We start from the raw sequence: 21,594 nt of genomic DNA, 5'->3' as shown, positions 1-21,594 counted from the left end.
CCTTTTTAATTGTCAATATGAAAAAATAGGTAAATTGAGACAATCGTAGCCTAATTCATATGAATCACAAATTTACCTTACCGCTATTTTTTCTATGTCTTTGTTTCCTTGGTCATGCCCAAGATTTGTCTGTTAAGCTTCATTCCGCAGATACAATAGATAATCCACTGGAGAAAATAGAAATTCTTAATAGTTACAAGCAAGAGTTTGCTCACTCTTCTGACACATTGAAGAGTGAATATTACTTACAATATGCGATCGCATATGGAACTATGGGCTTAGTAGATTCAGCGATAAGTTATTTTCAACGTGTGATTTTTCTAAATAAGGAGGGTGGTGATCATTATCAATTAGCTCGAGGGTATAGTGGAATAGGCAATGTACTGCGAAGAACAGGTAGAAACGAGGAGTCACTTGATCATTTTCAGAAGGCACTGACTGTGGTTGAAAATAAGCAGGATAGCGCTAGCATAAGATTTTATGCATCTATTATTTACAATCTTTCGGGAATATACTTTGATATGAGGCAGTTAGATAGAGCTCGTGAATTCACCGAACAGAGTATTGAGTTATCAACTAAGCTTAATGATGGAGATCAATTAGCATATTGTTATGTAGGTCTGGCTTTTATTGCACTTAATGAAGGAAATTACCAGGAAGCGGAGGAGGCAAGTAAAAAGGCGGCAAAATACATTGAAGAGTATGATAATGATTATTTGAGGGGCTTCAATACCATTAATTTGGCTGAAATCTATGAAGAACAAGGTAAGCTTGGTAATGCCGAAAAGCTGTATCGGCAAATGATTCAAGATGAAACTGGAAACATAGAAGTATCACTTTCCGGTTATTCTAATCTTGCCCGACTTAAAATACTTCAGAAACAACCAGATGAAGCAATTTCACTAGCTAAGGCTATGGTGTCCAGGGCAATCGAAAGAGAGGTGTTGCCTTATATACGCGATGCCCATGAACTGCTTTATCAAGCGTATGAACTTAAGGGAGATTACAAGGCATCTCTTGCAGAACATAAAGAATACTTGTTATTTAAGGATTCACTTCTCAACATTGAAGCCATCAATTCACTGAATGAAATGGAGAAGAAGTATGAGGGAGAATTGAAACAAAAGCAAATTGAAGCTCTTGCTTTTGAAAATGAGCAGAATGTCCTGTTGTTAGATAAACAAGAGTCGGAAAAGCTCATGTATATTTTTGCCATCGTAGCATTGCTCGTAGTTATTGGGCTCGGATCTTGGCAGGTAATTCAGAAAAGTAAGTTCAATAAAACTTTAAGTGATAAAAATGCAACAATCTCCAATGCTCTAAAAGAGCGAGAGATTCTACTGAAAGAAATTCATCATCGGGTTAAGAACAACCTTCAGATTATTTCTAGTTTATTAAACCTTCAAGCGCGATTCATCAAAGACCAAACGGCAGTAGATGCCGTACAGGAAGGTCGTAATCGAGTAAAGTCAATGGCGCTTATTCATCAAAAATTATATCAGCAAGATAATATTGAAGGAATTGACATGCCGGAGTATATTGATAACCTAATGTCATCGCTGGTATCTTCCTATAAAATTACCAATGATCGTTTAACTATAAGCAAAGAAGTGTCTCCGATTCTTTTGGATATTGACACGGCTATTCCATTGGGATTAATTATCAATGAGCTCTTGACGAATTCATTAAAGTACGCTTTTACTGAAGATCAAACCGGTGAATTGAAAATTAAATTATTTGAGGAGGAGAATTCATTGAATCTGGAAGTATCAGACAATGGAGTGGGGTTTGAAACAAAGAGCTCATCAGGAAAAAATTCATTTGGTTTAACTTTGATAGACTCTTTGGCTGAGAAATTAGATGCTTCGGTACAATCATTCAATGATCAAGGAACTCGTTATCTAATAAAAGTCTCAAATTACAAACTTGCATAAATGGCCCGCATTTACATTGTAGAAGACGAACCAATCATTAGACAGGATTTGGTGTTCTGTGTGGAAGATATGGGTCATGAAGTTATTGGTCAGTCTGGCAAATTTGAGAAAGCACATGATGAGATTCTTTCAAAAAAGCCTGACCTAACCCTGTTGGATGTTAATCTTGATAGCGATAAGGATGGCATTGACCTGGGAGAAATATTGCATCAGGCCAAAATTTCATTTATCTACATCACCTCATATTATGACAAAGCCACAGTAGATAGAGCAAAACACACCTTTCCAGCAGCGTATGTTATCAAGCCATTTGATGAGCAAGATTTGAAAATCAACATTGATTTGGCGTTGATGAAATTGAAGAAAGCAGGAGGCTTTTCCAGCAATAAGTTATTTGTCAAAAACAATCAGGATTTAGTAGCGGTGGCACCACGTGAAATTATTTATGTGGAGGCAGATGATAATTATTGCAAGGTGCATACCGACAAAGGGAAATTTATGCTGGCTCATACATTAAAGAAGACAGAGGAGAAACTCATGGATAAAGGGTTCATACGAATTCATAAGTCTTATTTGATCAATTTTGAACGCATAGATATCATTACAGAAGGAATGGTGCATTTAGATGAAGTTCATCTGCCCATCGGTAAAGCTTACAAGACCCAGCTTCAAGAGTTTCTGTTCACAATTTAAGATCTACTGGGTGCTGAATATCAGACTTTTAGAGATGAATATCCTAAAAATTTATTAGATTGTACTTAATAATGATTTAATTATAATATTCAGATAACGCTCAAATTAATTTGTCAAAGTAGTTTGTATTTCTGAATCTCACATGTTCCGGCCGCCAAATTCATTAGGGAACTATATTCTTCATAAATTTGAATCCTGTTATTGAACATGGCCATTTGATTCTTCATAACCACTGCCAACACATTAAACTATTATGAAAAAGGGTAAATTATTCATCGCTATTATGCTTGCTGCAATTGGAGTAAGCGCTCAAAACTCAATGGGTATTGGTACAGATACTCCTAGTCCTAACGCTGTTGTGGAAATTGTTTCACCATCTGGTAATCAAGGTTTTTTAATACCGCGTTATACTACAACGCAAAGAACTGCGGCAACTTTTACAGATAATCTGACGAATGCTGACAATGGGTTGATGGTGTTTGATGTTACAGAAGGAATACTTTATTTCTGGTATACTGGTGAATGGGTACCAGCGGCAACTGAAGCGTATGTAGATACAAATAGTTCGCCTTGGATACCTTCTGCATCCAATATTTCTTATGAACTGGGTAATGTAGGTGTAGGCACGGCTAACCCGGTCAGTGCGTTTCAGGTAGGTGAAAACTTTCATATGTTTCACTTCTTGGTGACATCTCCGAACACTATTGAGGGCAATGTAATAGGTAGCAATATATATTTTGATGGTACAACACTTCGAAATACTGTCGATGGACCAGTTAGCTTCATTTATATGGCTCCTGATGGAGAAATTCAGTTTTTATACGCGGACGCAAACACAGCAGAGTCAGATCTACTTGCTACAGAAAATATCAACAGTAGTTTGACATTGAAAGCTAATAATCATGCGGAATTTAGAGGTGCAGTGGAGATTGGATCCGTTAGAGATAGCTCAGATATTCAATCTGGTATGTTGGCATATGAGTCATCTGACTTATATCTCTATGATGGGGTGGAGTGGACGAATATTTCAAGTGGATTGTCCCTTCCATATCAATCAACCGTAAATGCTGCTACAAATTTGTTTGATTTGGAAAATATTGGTGACGGAAGTGTCGCCTATTTCAATTTGAATAACAGTGCTGCTACGGCAAACGCGGTTAATATTGTTACGAATTCTAACAATACTGGCTCTTCTGCACTGTATGTGAATAATGATGGAAATGGTACGGCGGCAGAGTTTAATATTACCGGTGCAGGCAATAATGAAAATGCAATGGCAGCGAGAACTGCTGGAACAGGTACAGCTGGTTACTTCGAGATAACCAATCCATCAAATTCAAACCCTACCTTAATTATAAATTCGAATGGCCTTGGATCTGCGGCAACATTTGTAAACACCAATGCGGGCTCAACCAATAATATCATTGAAATCTTAAATAGTGGAAGCGGGGCAGGACTATCGATTAATAACAACGGGTCTGTAACGTCATTTGGCGAATTAAATAGTACCATTTCTAGTTCTTTGTCCATTACAGGTAATCATTCAACTGACGGTGCAGTTTTTTCAAATGTTGTACAAGAAGCTGGGACTACCCGTAATATTCAGGACTCTGATCATATCATTGTTTTGACGGCTCCAGCAGGAGGGCAGAATATTACTTTGCCGGTATCTTCAGCGAATCTTGGGAGAGAAATCATTATTTCAATTGGGGATTATGGAAATATCACGAATCATACGATTCTAACGCAGGGTGAAAACATTAACGTGGAAGGTGACGCCAGTCCTTCTTTTGCGATGAGTTCTACGGGCCTCATATCTGTAACATTGAGATCTTATGGTAGTTTTTGGATGGCAGTAGAGACTGTTTATAACACAGCTGCGCAGTAATTAATATCATGAAGATTTCTAGATATTTTTTATCAATGACACTGCTGTGGTCTCTTAACCTCTCTGCTCAGCAGATCGTAGTAGGCCCTGGTCTATCGATAGGCATAGACAGTGGCTTAGAGGTTAATGTTTCTGGCAAGCTACAGATAGCCTCTGCTTTGCGCAATGATGGTATGCTGACCTTTATGGATACACTGATGGTATCTACTTACCATGGTGATGGATCCTTGATAGCAGGCGGAGCGGACCAACATATTTATCTGAATGGCGACACGGTAGCCCTATTGGATGCTTCAGGAGGCTTTAAGACTTTACATGGCAATTTAACAGTAGATAGTTTGTTTTTGAGTAGCGCGTCCATTGTGACCGATACCAACAGACTATTAGTGAGGGGCCATATTGAAGGCTTCGGAGCAGGTAGCTATGTCATGGGTCCATTGGCCAGATCAGGTAGCGATTCCTTGGTTTACCCAATTGGTGATGCGACAACTTATACACCAGTTGTGCTTTCGTCGATAAGCGGGACTACTCCTGTTATCGCAGTTGGATATGTCACAGGTGACCCGACAGGAACGGCAGGCTATGGTTTGCTTGACGTATCAACAGATCAATATTGGCAGGTAAGTGAGGTCAGTGGCACGTTTACCAGTGCGGTTATTCAACTTCCGTCGATCAATGAAACGGTAGTAACGGATATTGCTGAAGCTAGTGTTGCCTATGGTTCAGCAACAGGCGAGCGATTTACAGGATTAGGTAAGGCTGTGAATACAGGAACCATAGCAGATGGCTCAGTGCTTTCAGAGACTCCAGGCGGCGCAGGTATATATGCGATTGGAAGATATTTTGATGAGACCTTGCGAGTACAGGACTCCCTGGCATTGATAAGCATTTATGAAAATGCCGGTGGAGCCAACTGGACAACCTCTACAGGGTGGACAACAGCTAACCTGGATGAGTGGGCAAGAATCAGCTTGTTTGAAAAGCGTGTTACAGAAGTAAATCTCTCATTGAACAATCTGGTAGGAGTAGTTCCAGATATGCCAATAGGATTGGAACAGGTAACGAACCTGAACTTGAGCAACAATGAGCTGACAGACATTGGAGATTTATCTAATCTATCATCATTGGCTACTTTGGGGATCTCAGATAACCGTTTACAATTTGGAACCTTAGAACCTATCGTCTTCTCAGGCCCAGATGTAACGTATGCTCCACAGAAAGAACTACTAGAACGCATTAGAACCTTACAGGCCATAGATGCTACTTATACTTTGGATAGAACCATCACAGGAACAGATAATGTATACAGTTGGACTCAAAATGGTAATACTCTAACAGAGACCACAGGAAGTTTTGATGTCACTATCGAAGATTTTACCGCTGATGGCCGGTATGTGGCGAAGGTGACAAATCCGAATGTGCCATTGTTGGAACTGACAACTGCACCAATATTGCTGAGAGTATCTAGTATTGAGCGAGACTCTGTAGCACTTATTGCAGTGTATGATTCATTGAATGGAGCTAACTCTACCTTAACCAATTGGAAAACACAACCAATGAGTGCATGGACAGAGGTGACCACTACCAATAACAGAGTTTCCGCTATTGATTTATCCTCATCAGGATTGTCAGGGACACTTCCAGAAGACATCACCGATATCCAGAGCTTAGTGACTGCTAACCTATCGGATAATGATATAGAAGGACTTCCTGAATTGGTTGGGTACCTACCCAATATGACAGGAATGAATGTATCAGGTAACAAACTCACCTTTGAAGACCTGGAGCCTAATGCAGAGCTAACTACGCTAAACTATGCGGATCAACAGCTATTTGGTACAGCAGTAAGAGATACCATGGATGTGGGATCTATTATAACCATTGACCTTCCAGTTGGAGGAGTTAACAACACCTACCAGTGGTACTATACCACACAGGTGATCGAAGATCAATTGATCGATACACTGACAGCTTCATCCTTCACTATAGACTCGTTGAACTTTGATAACATGGGTAAATATGAGCTGCGAGTGATGAACAGCCTGGTGCCAGACCTTACCTTGACAAGCGAGCCACAGACACACCTTGCGTGGGCAGACCTTGGCTTCAATGCACTGGACTTAGGAGGCGAAGAGTTTATAGCTGGAGAGAGCTATGCACTGATGGTTAAGCCAAAAGGCCAGCCTTATGATACTGTTCAGGCGATACGAGGAGTAGCTGGAGAAGGATTCTTGTTTGAGAACCTGATACTGGGCAATTACCTGATTGCAGTGGCACCGGATAACCTGGAAGAGTTCTTACCGACTTATTATAGAAATACTGACCTGTGGACTGAAGCAGATACACTATTGTTAAGAGAAGACAGGTTTGGTACACTCAACATGGCACAAATCCCGGGCGAAGGCCAGGGTACAGCAGAAGTATCCGGAACAGTAGAGTCAGACTTTGCAGAAGAAGGAGGCAGAATAGAAGCAAGAAGAAAAGTGAAGCGAGCAGGATGTTCAGTTAGACGCTTTGTACCTAAAGGTAGAACAGATCAGGAAGACGGAGAGTTTGTGCTGTATGCCTATGTCCAATCCAATGATGAAGGGCTATTTGAGTTCACAGATTTGGAAGAAGGATTGTATCGATTCAACATCGAGTACCCAGGTATCCCGATGGATGAAGACTCTTATGTAGAGTTCACGATTGGCGAAGGCGGTATTGAAGAAGAAGAGTTGATCTTACAGGCTACGGTAACAGAAGATGGGATTGTGGTAGAGAAGATCGAACGTTTAGGCTTCTACAGAAAATACTTCCAGGACCTGAGTGTATACCCTAACCCAGCAGACAGCTATGTAAGAATCAGCTATGGCAAACTGATGAGTGCAGATGTTACGGTTCGTTTGATAGACTTACAAGGCAATGTGATCAGAGAGCAACAGATTGCTAAAGGCAATAATCAGGAACTGGACATGGACGTGAGTGGCATCAGCGGCGGTATCTACATCCTCAACTTTGTAGACTCGAGCAAAGGCTCAGAGAACATCACCACCTTCAAAGTGATTGTCAATCATTGAAATAACTTAACGAAGAGACCCTAATCATTAAGGGTCTCTTCTTCTATATTTGAAGTAACTCCTAAATGATGCTTCAAATTTTAAGACTGATTTTCATTATATTAATTTTGCTTTTTGCGCAGGTATGCCATTCGCAACAGCTACACCTGAGTAATAGAGAATATTCTTCAGAGCAGCTTAATGGTGAGTTTCAATGGTATTTAGACTCAACAGAAAATCTGACCATAGATGAATTTTTGAACTTGAAAGTTCAAAAATCACCAATGCCTAATCTTAATTTTTTTGATGGTGCCGTTTGGTTGAGATTAGATATTGTGAATGAATCCCATCCATCAGATTGGTACTTCGAAATCGCTCATCCTCCATTGGATAGTGTTGAATGTTTTGTATTTGTTGCAGATTCACTTATTTATCATGAGTTAACCGGTGATGATTTCAAGTTTTCAAAAAGATTGATTCAAACAGCGGAGTTTACATTTCCAGTACACCTTAAAACTTCAAAGGAATACAGCATAATCTTTAGAATTCAGGGTGAGCGAAATATTTTCGTTATCCCGCTTAATGCATATGCAGAGTCAAACTGGATTGCTCACATACAAAGTCAAAGAATTTTTCAAGGGTTGTCCTACGGGGTCTTATTAATAGCTGTGATTTTGGGGATGGTTTCATATATCGTGACTCGCGTCAATACCCATTTATACTATGGGATTTATGTTTTTGCAGTCCTGATATTTTTCATGACTCAAACAGGACATTGGTTTCAGTATGTCCTACCTAACCTATCGTCGGTTTATAATATGATGCCAATCACCATGGCATCTATGGGTGGAATATTTAGTATTTTATTTGCTCGAGAGATTTTAAGTATTAAGCATGGTAAGCTATCTATATTTCTTCTTTTGCTCGCAATTCTCATGTTAATTGCACCTTTTATTCAGCTTGTCAACTTTCGTTTAGCATTATTTACATCTGGTACTGCAAGCTTTATTAAAGTGATAAGCTTTTGTATTATAACAATTGTGTATGCATTAAAAGGAAATAATACTGCTAAATATTTGTTTCCGGCATGGTTTATTTATGCATTAGGAATTGTCATGTTCATGCTCAGAAATTTCGGTGTAGTACCACCAGGTTTTTGGTCTAGTAATGGCTTATTTTTAGCAACAATAGCCGAAGTATTAATATTATCAATTGCAGTGGCGGTCAGTTATCGACAGCTGGTTAAGGATCATGTTATAGCAAGTGAATCGGCGAAGAGAAGAGAGTTGGAGTTAGCTCACGCTGCAAATAGAGAAAATCGATTAAGGCAAGAGAAAGAAGAAAAAGATCGAAAACTTGCAACGTCGTTATTGAAAGATAAAAGACGCATTGAGAAACTCACTTCACTTACCCAAGAAACTTCAGATTCTTTGCTACGACAAAAAATAGAAAAACTCATTCATTCTGATAGATCGAGCACTAACTATTGGGAGAATTTCAGATTGATTTTTGAAGATGTTCATCCTAGGTTTTTTGAGAGTTTACAACGTCAATATCCACAACTAAGTATTAATGACCTGAGACATCTGGCATATGTTAAAATGAATTTGCAGGTTAAAGAAATATCGGAATTGACAGGAGTCAGTGTACAAGCTGTTAAGATGGCAAGAAATCGATTGAGGAAAAAGTTAGATCAAGATAAGACCTTGTCTGAAATAGTTCTGCAATTCTAGTATTAACGGATTTGTAAACCATTTGTAAACCCCTATCTAGGAACTTAAAGCCCCGTTACTCTTTACATTTGTGTAGATACTCCTGTCACTTGGATAGTAGTGTTATCATCTCTCAGCAATATCCTTATTGAAAAATTATTAATGGAATAGTAAAACCAAAAACTATACCCTAGCAGCACTATGTCATTTTTGAAACTCAAAAACACATTGTCATTTTTAATACTTTGTGTTTCAGCAAGTCTTTTATTCGCTACTCCAAAATCGGAAGGAATCCAGGCAACTATTTTGGTAACTAATCTAAATGATAGCGGAGTAGGCTCATTAAGAGCCGCGATCAATACAGCCAATGGTGACCCTGGTAGTATTATTCAATTCAATATAGGTACATCCGCTCCATGGCAGATTGATTTGATTACAGCATTACCGCAAATAACCGCAGCAGGTACAGTCATTGATGCAACTACTCAGGCTGGCTGGTCTTCCACTGACAAAATCATTTTGAATAATGGGGCATCAATACCAACAGGAATTAATATAGGCGCTGGAGCTGTAGAAATTTATGGATTGGAAATTAGAGGATTCAATACGTATGGAATTTTGGTTGGTGCTGAGAATGCTACAATTGGTGCTTCCGCTAAAGGCAATACCATTAGTGGCAATGGAGTAGGCATTCGTCATAGCGCTGGCAATAACTTGACAATTAAAGGTAATATCATTGGTTTGGAGTCAGATGGAACTACTCCCCTAGCTAATGGAGATCACGGCATTGGTATTTATGGCATTGGTTCTACAGGTCATAACATTGGTGGAACGGCACCTGGCGAGCGAAATATTATTAGTTCCAATTCTGGACATGGTATTTACACAAGAGGTCAAATAACCGTGCTTAACAATTATATTGGAACTGACCTTTCAGGTTCAGTAGGTAGAGCAAATACCGACGGGGGAATATTTATTTCTATGGGTACTGGAAATGCAGTAGGTAATGGGTCAAGTGACGGACGCAATGTCATCATTGGTGGTGTGACAACAGATGTTACCGCCACGATTAACCATAATTACTTGGGCACTGATTTTACAGGAACCCAAAAGCTTTCCACAAGTGGAAGCGGTGTGTTTGTCAGAAGTGGCGCAGGTACAACTATTTCAAATAATGTGATAGTAAGTGACGGCTCAATTATCTTATTAGATGACCGGGCAATTATTACAAATAACAAGTGTGGAACGGATGTAACTGGTACTTCAGGATTAGGAACTCCATATGTCGGCATTTATGTGAGAGGTGGAGGAAACAACACGATTTCGGGTAATACATTCGCATATATTGATGGTGCGGCATTAGACCTGGCCAGTGGTACCGGTACGGACCTGTCTCAGAATTCCTTTTTCTGTAATAATCAGGGAATGACTAGAGACGGAGGTATAAACGGCAACCAACCGGCACCAATTATTAACCTTGCATCGACACTTGGAAAAGTAGCAGGAACCTGCTCAGGATGTGCTGAAGGAGATGTAATAGAAGTGTATCGAGACAATAGTGGCTGCTTACCATATCAGGCTCAGGAATACCTTGGTTCTACAACTGTTTCAGGTGGCAATTGGTCAATGAATGAGCTAAGCCTATCCGAAGGAGATGTATTGCTCGTCAACAGTACAAACACCTCTAATGGAAGCTCAATCTTTAGTAATCATTCATTAGTGCAGGTGCCAGACCCATTCATAACCACATGGATAACTTCAGATGGGTCCATCACTATACCAATTAATCCAGGCGATTACACCTATAATTATAATATTATCTGGACCAATTTGACCAATACAGGAGTTGGTGATGGTGCTTTGGAAAATGTATCTTCTAGCCAAGTTATCTCAGGGTTAGAAAATGGAAGTACTTATCAAGTAGAAATTGTTGGTGATTTTCCAGCTATTTATTTTAACAGTAGCGCGATAGACGGTCCAAAGTTGAGAACAGTTGAACAGTGGGGAGATATTTCATGGAATACATTTTCCAATGCATTCATGGGTTGTACAAACATGAACGTTACAGCGGCAGATGTACCAAACCTTACAGCTACCACTAGTTTGAGCCGTGCATTTGGAAACTGTACAGTATTCAATCAATCTCTAAATAATTGGGATGTTTCATCGGTAGTTGATTTTGAAGGGATGTTTGCTGGAGCTGAAGCGTTCAATCAAAACTTATCTAGCTGGGACATGTCATCAGCTGTTTCGATAAATTCAATGTTTAGTGGAGCCATTAATTTTAATCAGAATTTGTCAACATGGGATGTTTCCGGGGTTTCAGATATGTCTAATGCCTTTTATCAGGCTAATACTTTTGATCAGGATTTAGGAGACTGGGACATGAGCAGCGTGACTGATGCAACAGACATGTTGAGTTACAGCGGCCTAAATACATTAAACTATAACCGCACCCTAGTCGGATGGTCTAATCAGACACTTATAGATCAAGTGGCATTCGGAGCTACTGATCTCACATACTCACCTGGTGCTACTTTTGCGAGAGATAGTCTCACGATAAAATTTTTGTGGTCAATTAATGGAGACATTTTAGGAACGGATGATTTTGCACTAGAATTCGCAAGTGGTAATACGGTAAACTTTGATAATGGACTTCAAAACTCATGGGCTGATTATACTATTGAATTTTGGCTCAAATCAACCCATACGTCAGGTCAGTTTAACATTTTCACACAATCAGATACGAATGGTGGTGGTCAACCTCAAACAATTATTGTTGCCCTATTAAATGGTAGACCCTATTACTTTACACGAGTTACCAACTCTGGAGCAACACCATTTTTAACAGGCAATACACCTGTATCAGATGGTAATTGGCACCACATGGCGTACATACGATCTGGCGATACAATGCAAATTTTTGTAGACGGGATTTTGGACGTCTCAGGAACAGCTGCTATCCAGTCGATTGAATTTCCTGTTTCAGGTTTACAGACACTAATGGCTGGTGGTAGTACGGTGGATAATTTCAGGTTATGGTCCTACGCTAAAACGGACTTTACTGATCGTGCAGATCGCTTAAATGGTGATGAACAGAACCTAATAGCATATTATGATATGGATGATGGTGCTGGTTCCATATTAACAGATAAGACAATTAATGAAAATCATGGAAACTTAAGTGGCTTTACCTTCACATCAGGTTCTAATTGGATAGAATCAGGTCCTTTTCCCCCAGTAATAACTGTTAACAAGGATAGCACCTCTATTAGAAGGCCAGAAATAACAGGTACCATCAATCAAAACAACGCCACGATTTTGGTAACAATAGACGCGGTAGAATATGTAGCCAGTAATAATGGAGACGGTACATGGGCTGTTCCATCAGGTACCATTTCAAATTTGGCTGATGGGTTTCATGATGTTATTGTACAGGCAACCAATCCGGAAACCTCACTGACAGCAACGGATTTGAGTACTGATGAAATCTACATTGATGCAACTGCTCCTACCGTAACAGTGAATACACTTTTTACCACTAACCTCAGCCCTGCACTTAATGGTACAGTAAATGATATTGAAGCAATACTGTCTGTGACTCTAAATGGTGAGACCTTTGCAGCTACCAATAATGGAGATAGTACATGGACAATAGCTGGGAATATCTTTTCGACATTGGCTGAGGGATCGTATGATGTTGAGATTACTGCCACTGATCCTTTAGGAAACGTGGGCAATGACTCCACTACTGATGAACTAACCATAGATCTTCATGCTCCTCAAGTGACCATTGATCATTCTCTTGCGAATTCCTCCTCCCCGGAAATAACGGGTACAACTGACGATCCATTTGCAACAATTACGGTGTCCATTGATGGACAAACCTTTTTGGCGATAAACAATGAAAACAATACCTGGCGGCTTCCGGCGGGCACACTCAATGATTTATCAGATGGAGTTTATGACATAGCCGTCACTGCAACAGATAGAGCAGGTAATGAAGGCATGGATAATTCATCAGATGAATTAGTAATTGACAGTACGGTTCCAATAGTAGCTATTGATTTTCTGAGCACTACGAATTTGTCACCAACATTGTCTGGTACTATTGATGATACAGGCGCTATTTTGCAAATAACACTAAATGATCAAACGTTCTCAGCAATTATTAATGATGATGGAACTTGGCTAGTCGAAGCTGGCACATTTTCAGATTTATCTGAGGGGGTGTATGATATAGTAACAACAGCAACAGATTCTGCTGGAAATGTAGCTACAGATGAAACCACGAATGAATTAATTATTGATTTAACGGGTCCTATAATTACAATTGATTCTTTAGTAATCAATTCCCCTTCCCCTCGTTTATCAGGAACCATTGAAGAAACTACAGCTACTATTTCTGTTGACTTAAATGGACAATCATACTCAGCGGTAAATAATGGGGACGGTACCTGGTCATTGGATAGTGGAACAGTTGAAACCCTACCTGATGGTGTATTTGATGTAGTGGCAACAGGTACAGATTTATTAGGGAATACGTTGCAGGATACTACAATCAATGAATTGATAATCGATTTAACTGCTCCTGACGTTACATTGGACCCTTTAGTAACTGCAAGTATCAGTCCGACCTTAACTGGTACTATTGATGATATCCATGCGACTTTAACTGTCACAATTGAGGGGATAGCTTATGATGCGACAGTTTCGTTGGATAGTTCCTGGTCAATTTCCGAGGGGACTATTGCATCACTTGAGCCTATGACGTATAGTGCTATTCTCAGAGCGGAAGATACTTTAGGTAATACAAATACACTAACCGTTCAGGAAGCGATAATTATACTTTCACCAGCAGCGCCTATTGTTCAGGATTCACTTGCACTTATCACTATATATGATTCTTTAGCTGGAGACAGTTGGACTGAAGTGACCAATTGGAAAAGCGGATTAAGTATTTCCAACTGGGACGGTGTGACATTGAATTTGGTAAATGATGAAATAAGGGTGACCAAAGTGAATCTATCATCCAATAATGTGATTGGCAATTTCCCAATAATAAGTAGAGGACTGGAAGCACTTGACAGTCTCGATTTGAGTGGTAATGGCTTGCAAGGTTTGCCAGATCTTGGAGGTTTTTCTTCGCTTTTATTTCTCAATGTCGCCGAAAATTCATTGGAGTTTGATGATTTAGAGCCGAACATTTTTGTTTCAAATTTCCTGTATTCTGGTCAGAGTATAGTTGGTACCAGCACGGAACAATTTCTATCTGTAGGATCAACTTATGAGATGAGCTTTGATATTGGTGGGGAGTTAAATAATTATCAATGGATGTTTGTTGAATCTGGAGATACTGTTGCTGTAGGTGGTCAAACTAGCTCTTCTTTGACATTGGAGAACCTTACTATTGACCAGAACGGACATTATTTTTTAATTGCTAGTAATCCAATATTACCAGAATTGAACATAATGTCGGCAAGTCAACGGATCACGGTGACAGGGAATATTACAATTTCCGTAATTAACTCAAAGAATGAACCAACGGAATCTGGAAATGCTAGAGCATTGAAGATCCGTGAAAAGGGTGCTCCTTATGATACTTTAAGTACGATTGAAGTACAATCTGGCTTATTTGTTTTTGAGAACCTCCCATTAGGAGATTACCTTATTGTAGTAGATCCCGAATCTGGTGAATATTTACCAACCTATTTCGGTAACACAGACAGTTGGAGTGAAGCTGATACATTACAGTTTCGCTTAAACCTGGAGACAAGTATTCGATTAATTGACGTGCCTGAAGGACCTCAACCAACACCAGGTAGTACCACTGTGATGGGGATTGTGGAGTCTGATTTTATAAGTGAATCAAACAATGGACGTGTAAAAGCAAGAAGAAAAGTTAAAAGAGCAGGCTGTAGTGTGAGAAGGTTTGTTCCTAAAGGTCGCACGGATCAAGAAGAAGGAGAGTTTGTGCTATATGCCTATGTTCAATCCGATGATGATGGAAGGTTTGAATTTACTAATCTGGAGAATGGCACCTATAGATTCAATATTGATTATCCGGGTATACCGATGGATCCTGACTCATTTATCGAATTTACTTTGGGGCCAGGTGGAATTGAAGATGATGTATTGCTACTTCAAGCCCTGATAACAGAGAATGGCATATTTGTGGAACGCATAGAGCAATTGTCTTCAGGTGAAATGAAAGATGAATTTGAGGTATTTCCAAACCCAACAAGTGATTGGTTGAATATAGATTTTAGCAAGTCTAACTTGAAGGATGTAACTATACAATTAATGGATCTTGTCGGCAATGTGCTGGATCAAATACAAATAGATGTCATGAAGTCAAAAGACTTTAAGATTCCAGTTGATGATCTGACTGAAGGTGTTTATTTATTAAAAGTAAACTCGAAAAAGGACACTAACTATCGAGCAACATATAAAATCATTGTGTCTCACTAGTCTAGGTTAAGCGAAAAAAAAAGGCCTTATTAGAGGCCTTTTTGTGTTAATCACAAAGTCCTGGTGACGCTTCACACTCCGATTCAGGAATAGGAAGAATAAATCGGGAATCTCTTGCATCAGAAGTTCCAATCAGACCATTTTGACGTTTTAAATCATGAAATAATTGGCCCTCATATAGAAGTTCTCGATTTCTTTCTAGTAAAATCGAATCATACAACGCATCTGGTCCATCACTACCTAAAAAATCGGTAGTTTCAAGGGCATCCAACCCGGCTCTGGTCCTAACCGTATTTAAATTATCAATTGCTTCCGGGTCAACTGAAAATATATCAGAGTCGGATATTGCTTCAGCTCTTGTTAAATAAATTTCTGCAAGACGAATTACAGGAATAACATGGCTATTCGTAAGATATTTAGCAGGGGAAAGAAATATCGGTCTTTGTATATTGTTCGTATACAGCGCATTTACATCATCAGCACTTGTGGATTCCGTTATTTCGTCGTTTACAATATATCTCAGATCTTGATCAGAAAATTGCGGCCCATTATCAAAAAAATCACTTTCTAGAAACTGTGAACTTTCAGATATTCCGAATGCTCCGACACCTTCTCCGTTTATAGAAGAGAAGAAATATGTTATACCAGTACCGCTGTTTACTCCTCCGGCGTTTGCATTGGAAGTTTGCATAATGCCAAATATATCTTCAGGAGAAAAGTTGTTATTGTTAAAACAATCGAGTGGAGTCCTGTTTAACTCGTATGGACCAGACAATACCTCATCGGCATACACTATTGCATCTTCAGGTCTGTTCAATTGCATGCTGACTCTCATTAAAAATGCTTGGGCTGCATAATAATTTAAATTGCCAGGATTTTGATTTAAGCCTTTTAACAACTGACTTCCACTCTCCAAATCGTTAATTACTTGTGTGTAGATACTGTTCAAAGTGCTTTTCACAGGAGTTTCTATATCAGTAACTGAAGTAATTGGATCTAAAATTAGTGGAATTGCCAGGGTATTTCCATTGGACTCATCAGGCTGAGGTGCCCAAAGCCTAACTAGTTCGAAATAAAGAAGTCCACGCATGACTTTGGCTTCACCTTCAATTCTGTTTTTGTTTTCTGTTGAATTGATCACATTAATATTCGCAATGATGTTGTTTAACAGATTGATAGTTTCATAAGCTCTTCTCCAATTTGCTGATATTCTGGAGTTTGTTGCATCTAACCCTCCAGAAGCGTTTGATCTTGCTTCTAAAAAATTAGAGTAATTTGTTTCCTGAAAGTCCCACTGCGCTTCTAAAGAACTTTCAACCGCTAATAATGAAGGAATAATAATAAAATCCCCACCAAAAAGTTCTCCACCATCGAAACCGTCATAGGTACCTGCGAGGTTACTGTATGCACCTAGAAGCGCTTCTTCAATTCCGGTTTCTGTTGTAAACGGCTCTCCTCCTATTACATCGTCAACATCTTTGTCTAAGAGGCTTTCGCACGCTGCAAATGTGAATAAAATGACAATTGCAATTAAGTTTTGAATTATATGCTTCATTATAGCGAGATATTTAATCCGATGATAAATGTACGAGGTTGAGGAGCATTAAATAGATCTACACCTCTAGTTATATTTTGACCAATTACTCCTCCTTGTGGGTCTATGTAGTTTACATCAGGATCGTAACCTATATAATCAGTGAAGGTTAATAGGTTTTGACCCCCTATATAAACGTTCATTTCTGTCAGACCCATTTTATTAATTAATTCAACAGGTAGATTATAAGACAGGGTTATGTTTTTAAGTCTAAGATAGTCTCCAGGGTATATATGACGAGATGAAGCATTTTCATTTGCGTTAGAGTTATGCACTGGATATAAAGCATCACCAGTATTATACCATCTGTCTGTAGCCTGTGACATTAATTGAGGGTAATTACCAATGCCACTATTAGCCAATAATTCGCCAGTTGCAAAATAAATATCTACGTCATATACGAATTGAAATAGAAAATTGAGTGTTAGGTTTTTATATTGAAGGTTATTACTAACACCTCCAAAGTATTTTGGGTTCGGATTACCGACAACCTGATTTACAGCTTCATCATATTCTTGTGTTGGAATCCCATTTGCGTTGGTATACAATGCACGACCTGTAGTAGTGCTAACACCTTCATATTTTGGAAGATAGAATACTCCCGCGGGTTGGCCTTCAATAAATGCATTAGAACCAACAATCAATTCTAACCCACCTAAGTCGGTCACTACATTATCGTTTGAAGATATGTTAATGTCAGTAGACCATTGAAAATTCGGTTTGATAATGTTCTGAGAAGTAACTGTAATTTCAATACCAGTATTGGTAAGTGTTCCATAGTTTCTATATACAGAACCGAAGCCACTAGTTTGAGTGACAGGAACAGGGAATAATAAATCAGTTGTTTTCTTATTATAATATTCTACAGAGCCACTCAATCTTTCGAGAAACTCAAATTCAATTCCAGCGGCAAACTGGGCAGTTGTTTCCCATTTTAGGTCAGGATTTTCATAGTTTAATATACGTAACCCCGTGTAATCAATGTAGTTGGAATTAAAATAGTTTGATCGATATAAAAAGTCATCAACAGGGACATTTCCTATTATACCGTAGCTGCTTTTTAGTTTTAGGAAGCTTAAAAAAGTTAAATTATTTAAGAAATTTTCTTCGCTTATAACCCACCCAAGAGATCCTGCTGGGAATATTCCATATCTATTATTCTTACCGAATTTTGAAGATCCGTCTAACCGTGCACTTACTTGAAAAAGGTACTTGGATGCTATGTTATAATCAAGTCTTCCAAAACTAGATATTAGTGCATTTGAACCATCTGGTATATAGAAATCTTGATATAATGGATCACCTTCTCTAAGTTCTTTCAACAAATTTATTCCAACTAGACGGGCAGCAATTTGGGATGAAGTATAGCTTTCTTGCTGATATGAGCCTCCTAGAATTAATGATAAATTCTGGTTATCTGAAATTTCTGATGAATAAGTAAAGAAGCTGTTCAATACTGAGTTTGAGACTTTATTCTCTGTTAAAACAGAGTATCCAGTTCCACTACCTTCATCCGTTTCTGGGCCTTCTATGCGTTCGCCAATTATGCTTGAATATTCATAACCTCCATTAATATCAAATGATATCTTGTTGGTTAGATTAATTGAGGCCCCTAAGCTAGTAATTAAACTATTAGTAAATTCAATATTGCTACTAAAAGCTATTTCTGTAAATGGGTTATATAAGTCTGGTTCTAGTTTTAACCTAAAATCATCTTCAGGATCGAGTTCATCAGTAGGAGGAATTAATATAGCTTGAATTGGGTAACCTAAATCTAGGTTTTCATTTAGTTTATTATTCTTAGTGTAGATATAGTTCAAATTACCAGTTAAGGTGACAATTGAAGAAGGTTGCGCGTTTAGCGAAAGGGATGAATTAAAACGTTCAAATTTGTTTCCAATAAGAATACCTTCTTGGTTTGTATAAGACCCTGAGCCGAAATATCCAAATTTTTTACCACCACCTTGTAAGCTTAAATTTGCTTGTTGAGTTTTTCCAGTTCTAAAAATTTCATCTTGCCAATCAGTTTCATATTGTGTTAAGCGTTCATAACCAAAATTAGAAAGATCTACAGCGATTACAGGAGGATTTAAACCTGTGATTACAGTTTGTTCACTGTCAACCCATTCTTCTAATTTATTTCTTGTAATTTCATCGTCTATATTAAAAATTCCGCGTAAAATACCCTCAATTGTTTGAATTCGCTGTTCTCTTGCATCATATAAATCTAACTTCTTAGGAGTCTGACTAATTCCAAATTGATAGCCGGCATTGATTTTCAATTTCCCAGAATTTCCGGATTTAGTAGTTATTATAATAACACCATTTGCTGCTCTAGACCCATATATGGCAGAAGCGGATGCATCTTTCAGGATTTCGATTGATTCAATATTGTTAGGATCTATATTTGATTGCGCATTAGATGCGAGAGGAACTCCATCTACAACATATAAAGGTTGATTTGAGTTGGATAAAGATGACCCTCCACGAACTCTTACAGTTGCAGCTTCTCCAAGGTTTCCTCCATTACTTTGAACAAATAATCCGGTCGATTTACCTTGATTTGCCTGTTCTAAATTTAATACAGGTTGTGAAGTACCTTCATCTCCTTTAATGGATGACACACTACCAGTTATGGATTTTTTATCGGATTTACCAAAACCAACATTTAATGGATCATTGGAAAAACTATTTGATGATAACGACACATCCACCTTTGTTTTGCCACCAAGGAATATGGTTTGGGTACCAAATCCTTCTGCAGAAACGGTAATGTTTTGATAGGTATCCTCAACGGTCAGTTCAAATTCACCATTGGCATTTGTCAAGGTAGAATTGTCAGGTCCCGTGGAAACCGTAGCACCAGCAACAGGCTCATTGGTGCTTTGATCAATGATTTTGCCTTTTATGACAGTCCCTTGTGCCATAGCAAAGCTAGCACTCATGAGGATCGTTAGGCAGGCGATAAATATTCTCATTCGATTAGATTATTTGTAGGAGCTTTAAAAATAGCTAGAATAAACACCCCAAAATAAAATTTTAAGAACCTTATTCCTAATTAGATAGATGAATCTAGCGGATCGTTAGTTGAATCACTGATTCCATATGCCTATTTGGGTGCCCTGAGGCTCAATATACCGTGAATACGGTATTACAATGGCTGACTTGCCAGTCTAATTTTACTAGACTCAAAAAACCGTAACAATGAAACCGCTACAACACATTCTACTGGCACTTTTTTTAGTGCTAATCGGTCAAGCTGTAATTGCCCAGGCTTCAGTAACTATTGGTAAACCTGTAGGTACAGAAGAAGTCAAATTTGGTGAGACGCTTACCATCAAATGGAAAAATGGTGATCTGGGAGCTAATGACTATTTCCAGTTTCTCTATAGTACGAATGGTGGAACCAGCTTTAATCAAATTGCCTATCAATATTACAACAATTTGATCCAGGATGGAGATTCATCTTCTTATGTATGGACAGTACCAGATTTTGGTTCTTCAATTGATCAGAATGTAAAGATATTGGTCAGAAATACCACACAAAGTGCCGCAGATACAAGTGTTGCCTTTCGGATTTATTTCGAGCCGGAAGTATCTGTTGGGAACCCAAAAGTTACAGATGAGTATAAGTTTGGAGATCCGATCACTATCAAGTGGAAGAATGGAGATTTGGGTAACAATGACTATTTCCAGTTTCTCTATAGTACAAATGGCGGTTCTAGCTACACTCACATAACCTATCAATATTATAGCAATTTGTTGCAGGATGGAGATTCTTCAGCCTATAGCTGGACGGTACCAGATTTTGGTTCATTGATTGATCAGAATGTGGACATTTTAGTAAGAAACACTACACGTAACAAGGCGGACACAAGCGAAACCTTTCGAATTTATTTTGAGCCGGAAGTGTCTGTTGGGAACCCAAAAGTTACAGATGAGTATAAGTTTGGAGATCCGATCACCATCAAGTGGAAGAATGGAGATTTGGGCAACAATGACTATTTCCAGTTTCTCTATAGTACAAATGGCGGTTCTAGCTACACTCACATAACGTATCAATATTATAGCAATTTAGTCCATGATGGAGATTCTTCAACCTATACCTGGACGGTACCAGATTTTGGTTCATTGATCGATCAGAATGTGGACATCATAGTTAGGAATACAACTCGTAGCAAAGCAGACACAAGCGAAACTTTTCGAATTTATTTTGAGCCGGAAGTGTCCGTTGGGAACCCAAAAGTTACAGATGAGTATAAGT

At 38.7% G+C, this 21,594-nt stretch carries 9 protein-coding genes; 7 read left to right on the top strand and 2 right to left on the bottom strand.

Annotated elements, in window-relative coordinates:
- Positions 1-59: 59 nt before the first annotated feature.
- From NXS00_RS14770 to NXS00_RS14745, 6 genes are all read left to right on the top strand, one after another.
- Positions 60-1,934 carry a histidine kinase dimerization/phosphoacceptor domain -containing protein gene (locus NXS00_RS14770; RefSeq protein WP_258099998.1) on the top strand — a complete coding sequence of 625 codons (1,875 nt, stop codon included), beginning with the start codon at positions 60-62 and terminating at the stop codon, positions 1,932-1,934.
- On the top strand, positions 1,935-2,627 hold the full coding sequence (locus tag NXS00_RS14765; protein WP_258099997.1) for a LytR/AlgR family response regulator transcription factor: 693 nt from the start codon (positions 1,935-1,937) through the stop codon (positions 2,625-2,627).
- 253 nt (positions 2,628-2,880) lie between these two features.
- Entirely contained in the window at positions 2,881-4,515 is a 1,635-nt protein-coding gene (locus tag NXS00_RS14760) for a phage tail-like protein (protein ID WP_258099996.1), read from the top strand.
- Between the two features lie 8 nt (positions 4,516-4,523).
- Positions 4,524-7,574, top strand: coding sequence for a T9SS type A sorting domain-containing protein (locus NXS00_RS14755; RefSeq protein ID WP_258099995.1), 3,051 nt, complete (start codon positions 4,524-4,526; stop codon positions 7,572-7,574).
- Positions 7,575-7,639: 65 nt separating this feature from the next.
- Positions 7,640-9,286 (top strand): 7TM diverse intracellular signaling domain-containing protein, encoded by a 1,647-nt coding sequence (locus tag NXS00_RS14750; protein WP_258099994.1) that lies wholly within the window; start codon positions 7,640-7,642, stop codon positions 9,284-9,286.
- Positions 9,287-9,466: 180 nt separating this feature from the next.
- The gene (locus tag NXS00_RS14745) at positions 9,467-15,736 is read left to right on the top strand and encodes an Ig-like domain-containing protein (RefSeq protein ID WP_258099993.1); all 6,270 of its coding nucleotides are present in this window, start codon (positions 9,467-9,469) and stop codon (positions 15,734-15,736) included.
- A 46-nt stretch (positions 15,737-15,782) separates the two neighbouring features.
- Here the strand turns inward: NXS00_RS14745 and NXS00_RS14740 are convergent, their stop codons facing one another.
- Entirely contained in the window at positions 15,783-17,291 is a 1,509-nt protein-coding gene (locus tag NXS00_RS14740; RefSeq protein WP_258099992.1) for a RagB/SusD family nutrient uptake outer membrane protein, read from the bottom strand.
- Positions 17,291-20,308, bottom strand: coding sequence for a SusC/RagA family TonB-linked outer membrane protein (locus NXS00_RS14735; RefSeq protein WP_258099991.1), 3,018 nt, complete (start codon positions 20,306-20,308; stop codon positions 17,291-17,293). Before NXS00_RS14735 ends, NXS00_RS14740 begins: the two co-directional genes overlap by 1 nt.
- A 226-nt stretch (positions 20,309-20,534) precedes the next feature.
- Between NXS00_RS14735 and NXS00_RS14730 the strand changes: the two genes are divergently transcribed.
- A partial coding sequence (locus NXS00_RS14730; protein WP_258099990.1) for a hypothetical protein occupies positions 20,535-21,594 on the top strand: 1,060 nt, incomplete at its 3' end.

It is taken from the genome of Marinoscillum pacificum (assembly GCF_024714495.1).
Lineage (GTDB): Bacteria > Bacteroidota > Bacteroidia > Cytophagales > Cyclobacteriaceae > Marinoscillum > Marinoscillum pacificum.
This window is presented reverse-complemented; position numbering and strand designations above follow the sequence as displayed.

What these genes read in the sequence shown, in the direction of transcription:
- NXS00_RS14770 (WP_258099998.1), top strand. Translation starts at nt 60, where the DNA reads ATGAATCACAAATTTACCTTACCGCTATTTTTTCTATGTCTTTGTTTC.
- NXS00_RS14765 (WP_258099997.1), top strand. Translation starts at nt 1,935, where the DNA reads ATGGCCCGCATTTACATTGTAGAAGACGAACCAATCATTAGACAGGAT.
- NXS00_RS14760 (WP_258099996.1), top strand. Translation starts at nt 2,881, where the DNA reads ATGAAAAAGGGTAAATTATTCATCGCTATTATGCTTGCTGCAATTGGA.
- NXS00_RS14755 (WP_258099995.1), top strand. Translation starts at nt 4,524, where the DNA reads ATGAAGATTTCTAGATATTTTTTATCAATGACACTGCTGTGGTCTCTT.
- NXS00_RS14750 (WP_258099994.1), top strand. Translation starts at nt 7,640, where the DNA reads ATGATGCTTCAAATTTTAAGACTGATTTTCATTATATTAATTTTGCTT.
- NXS00_RS14745 (WP_258099993.1), top strand. Translation starts at nt 9,467, where the DNA reads ATGTCATTTTTGAAACTCAAAAACACATTGTCATTTTTAATACTTTGT.
- NXS00_RS14740 (WP_258099992.1), bottom strand. Translation starts at nt 17,291, where the DNA reads ATGAAGCATATAATTCAAAACTTAATTGCAATTGTCATTTTATTCACA.
- NXS00_RS14735 (WP_258099991.1), bottom strand. Translation starts at nt 20,308, where the DNA reads ATGAGAATATTTATCGCCTGCCTAACGATCCTCATGAGTGCTAGCTTT.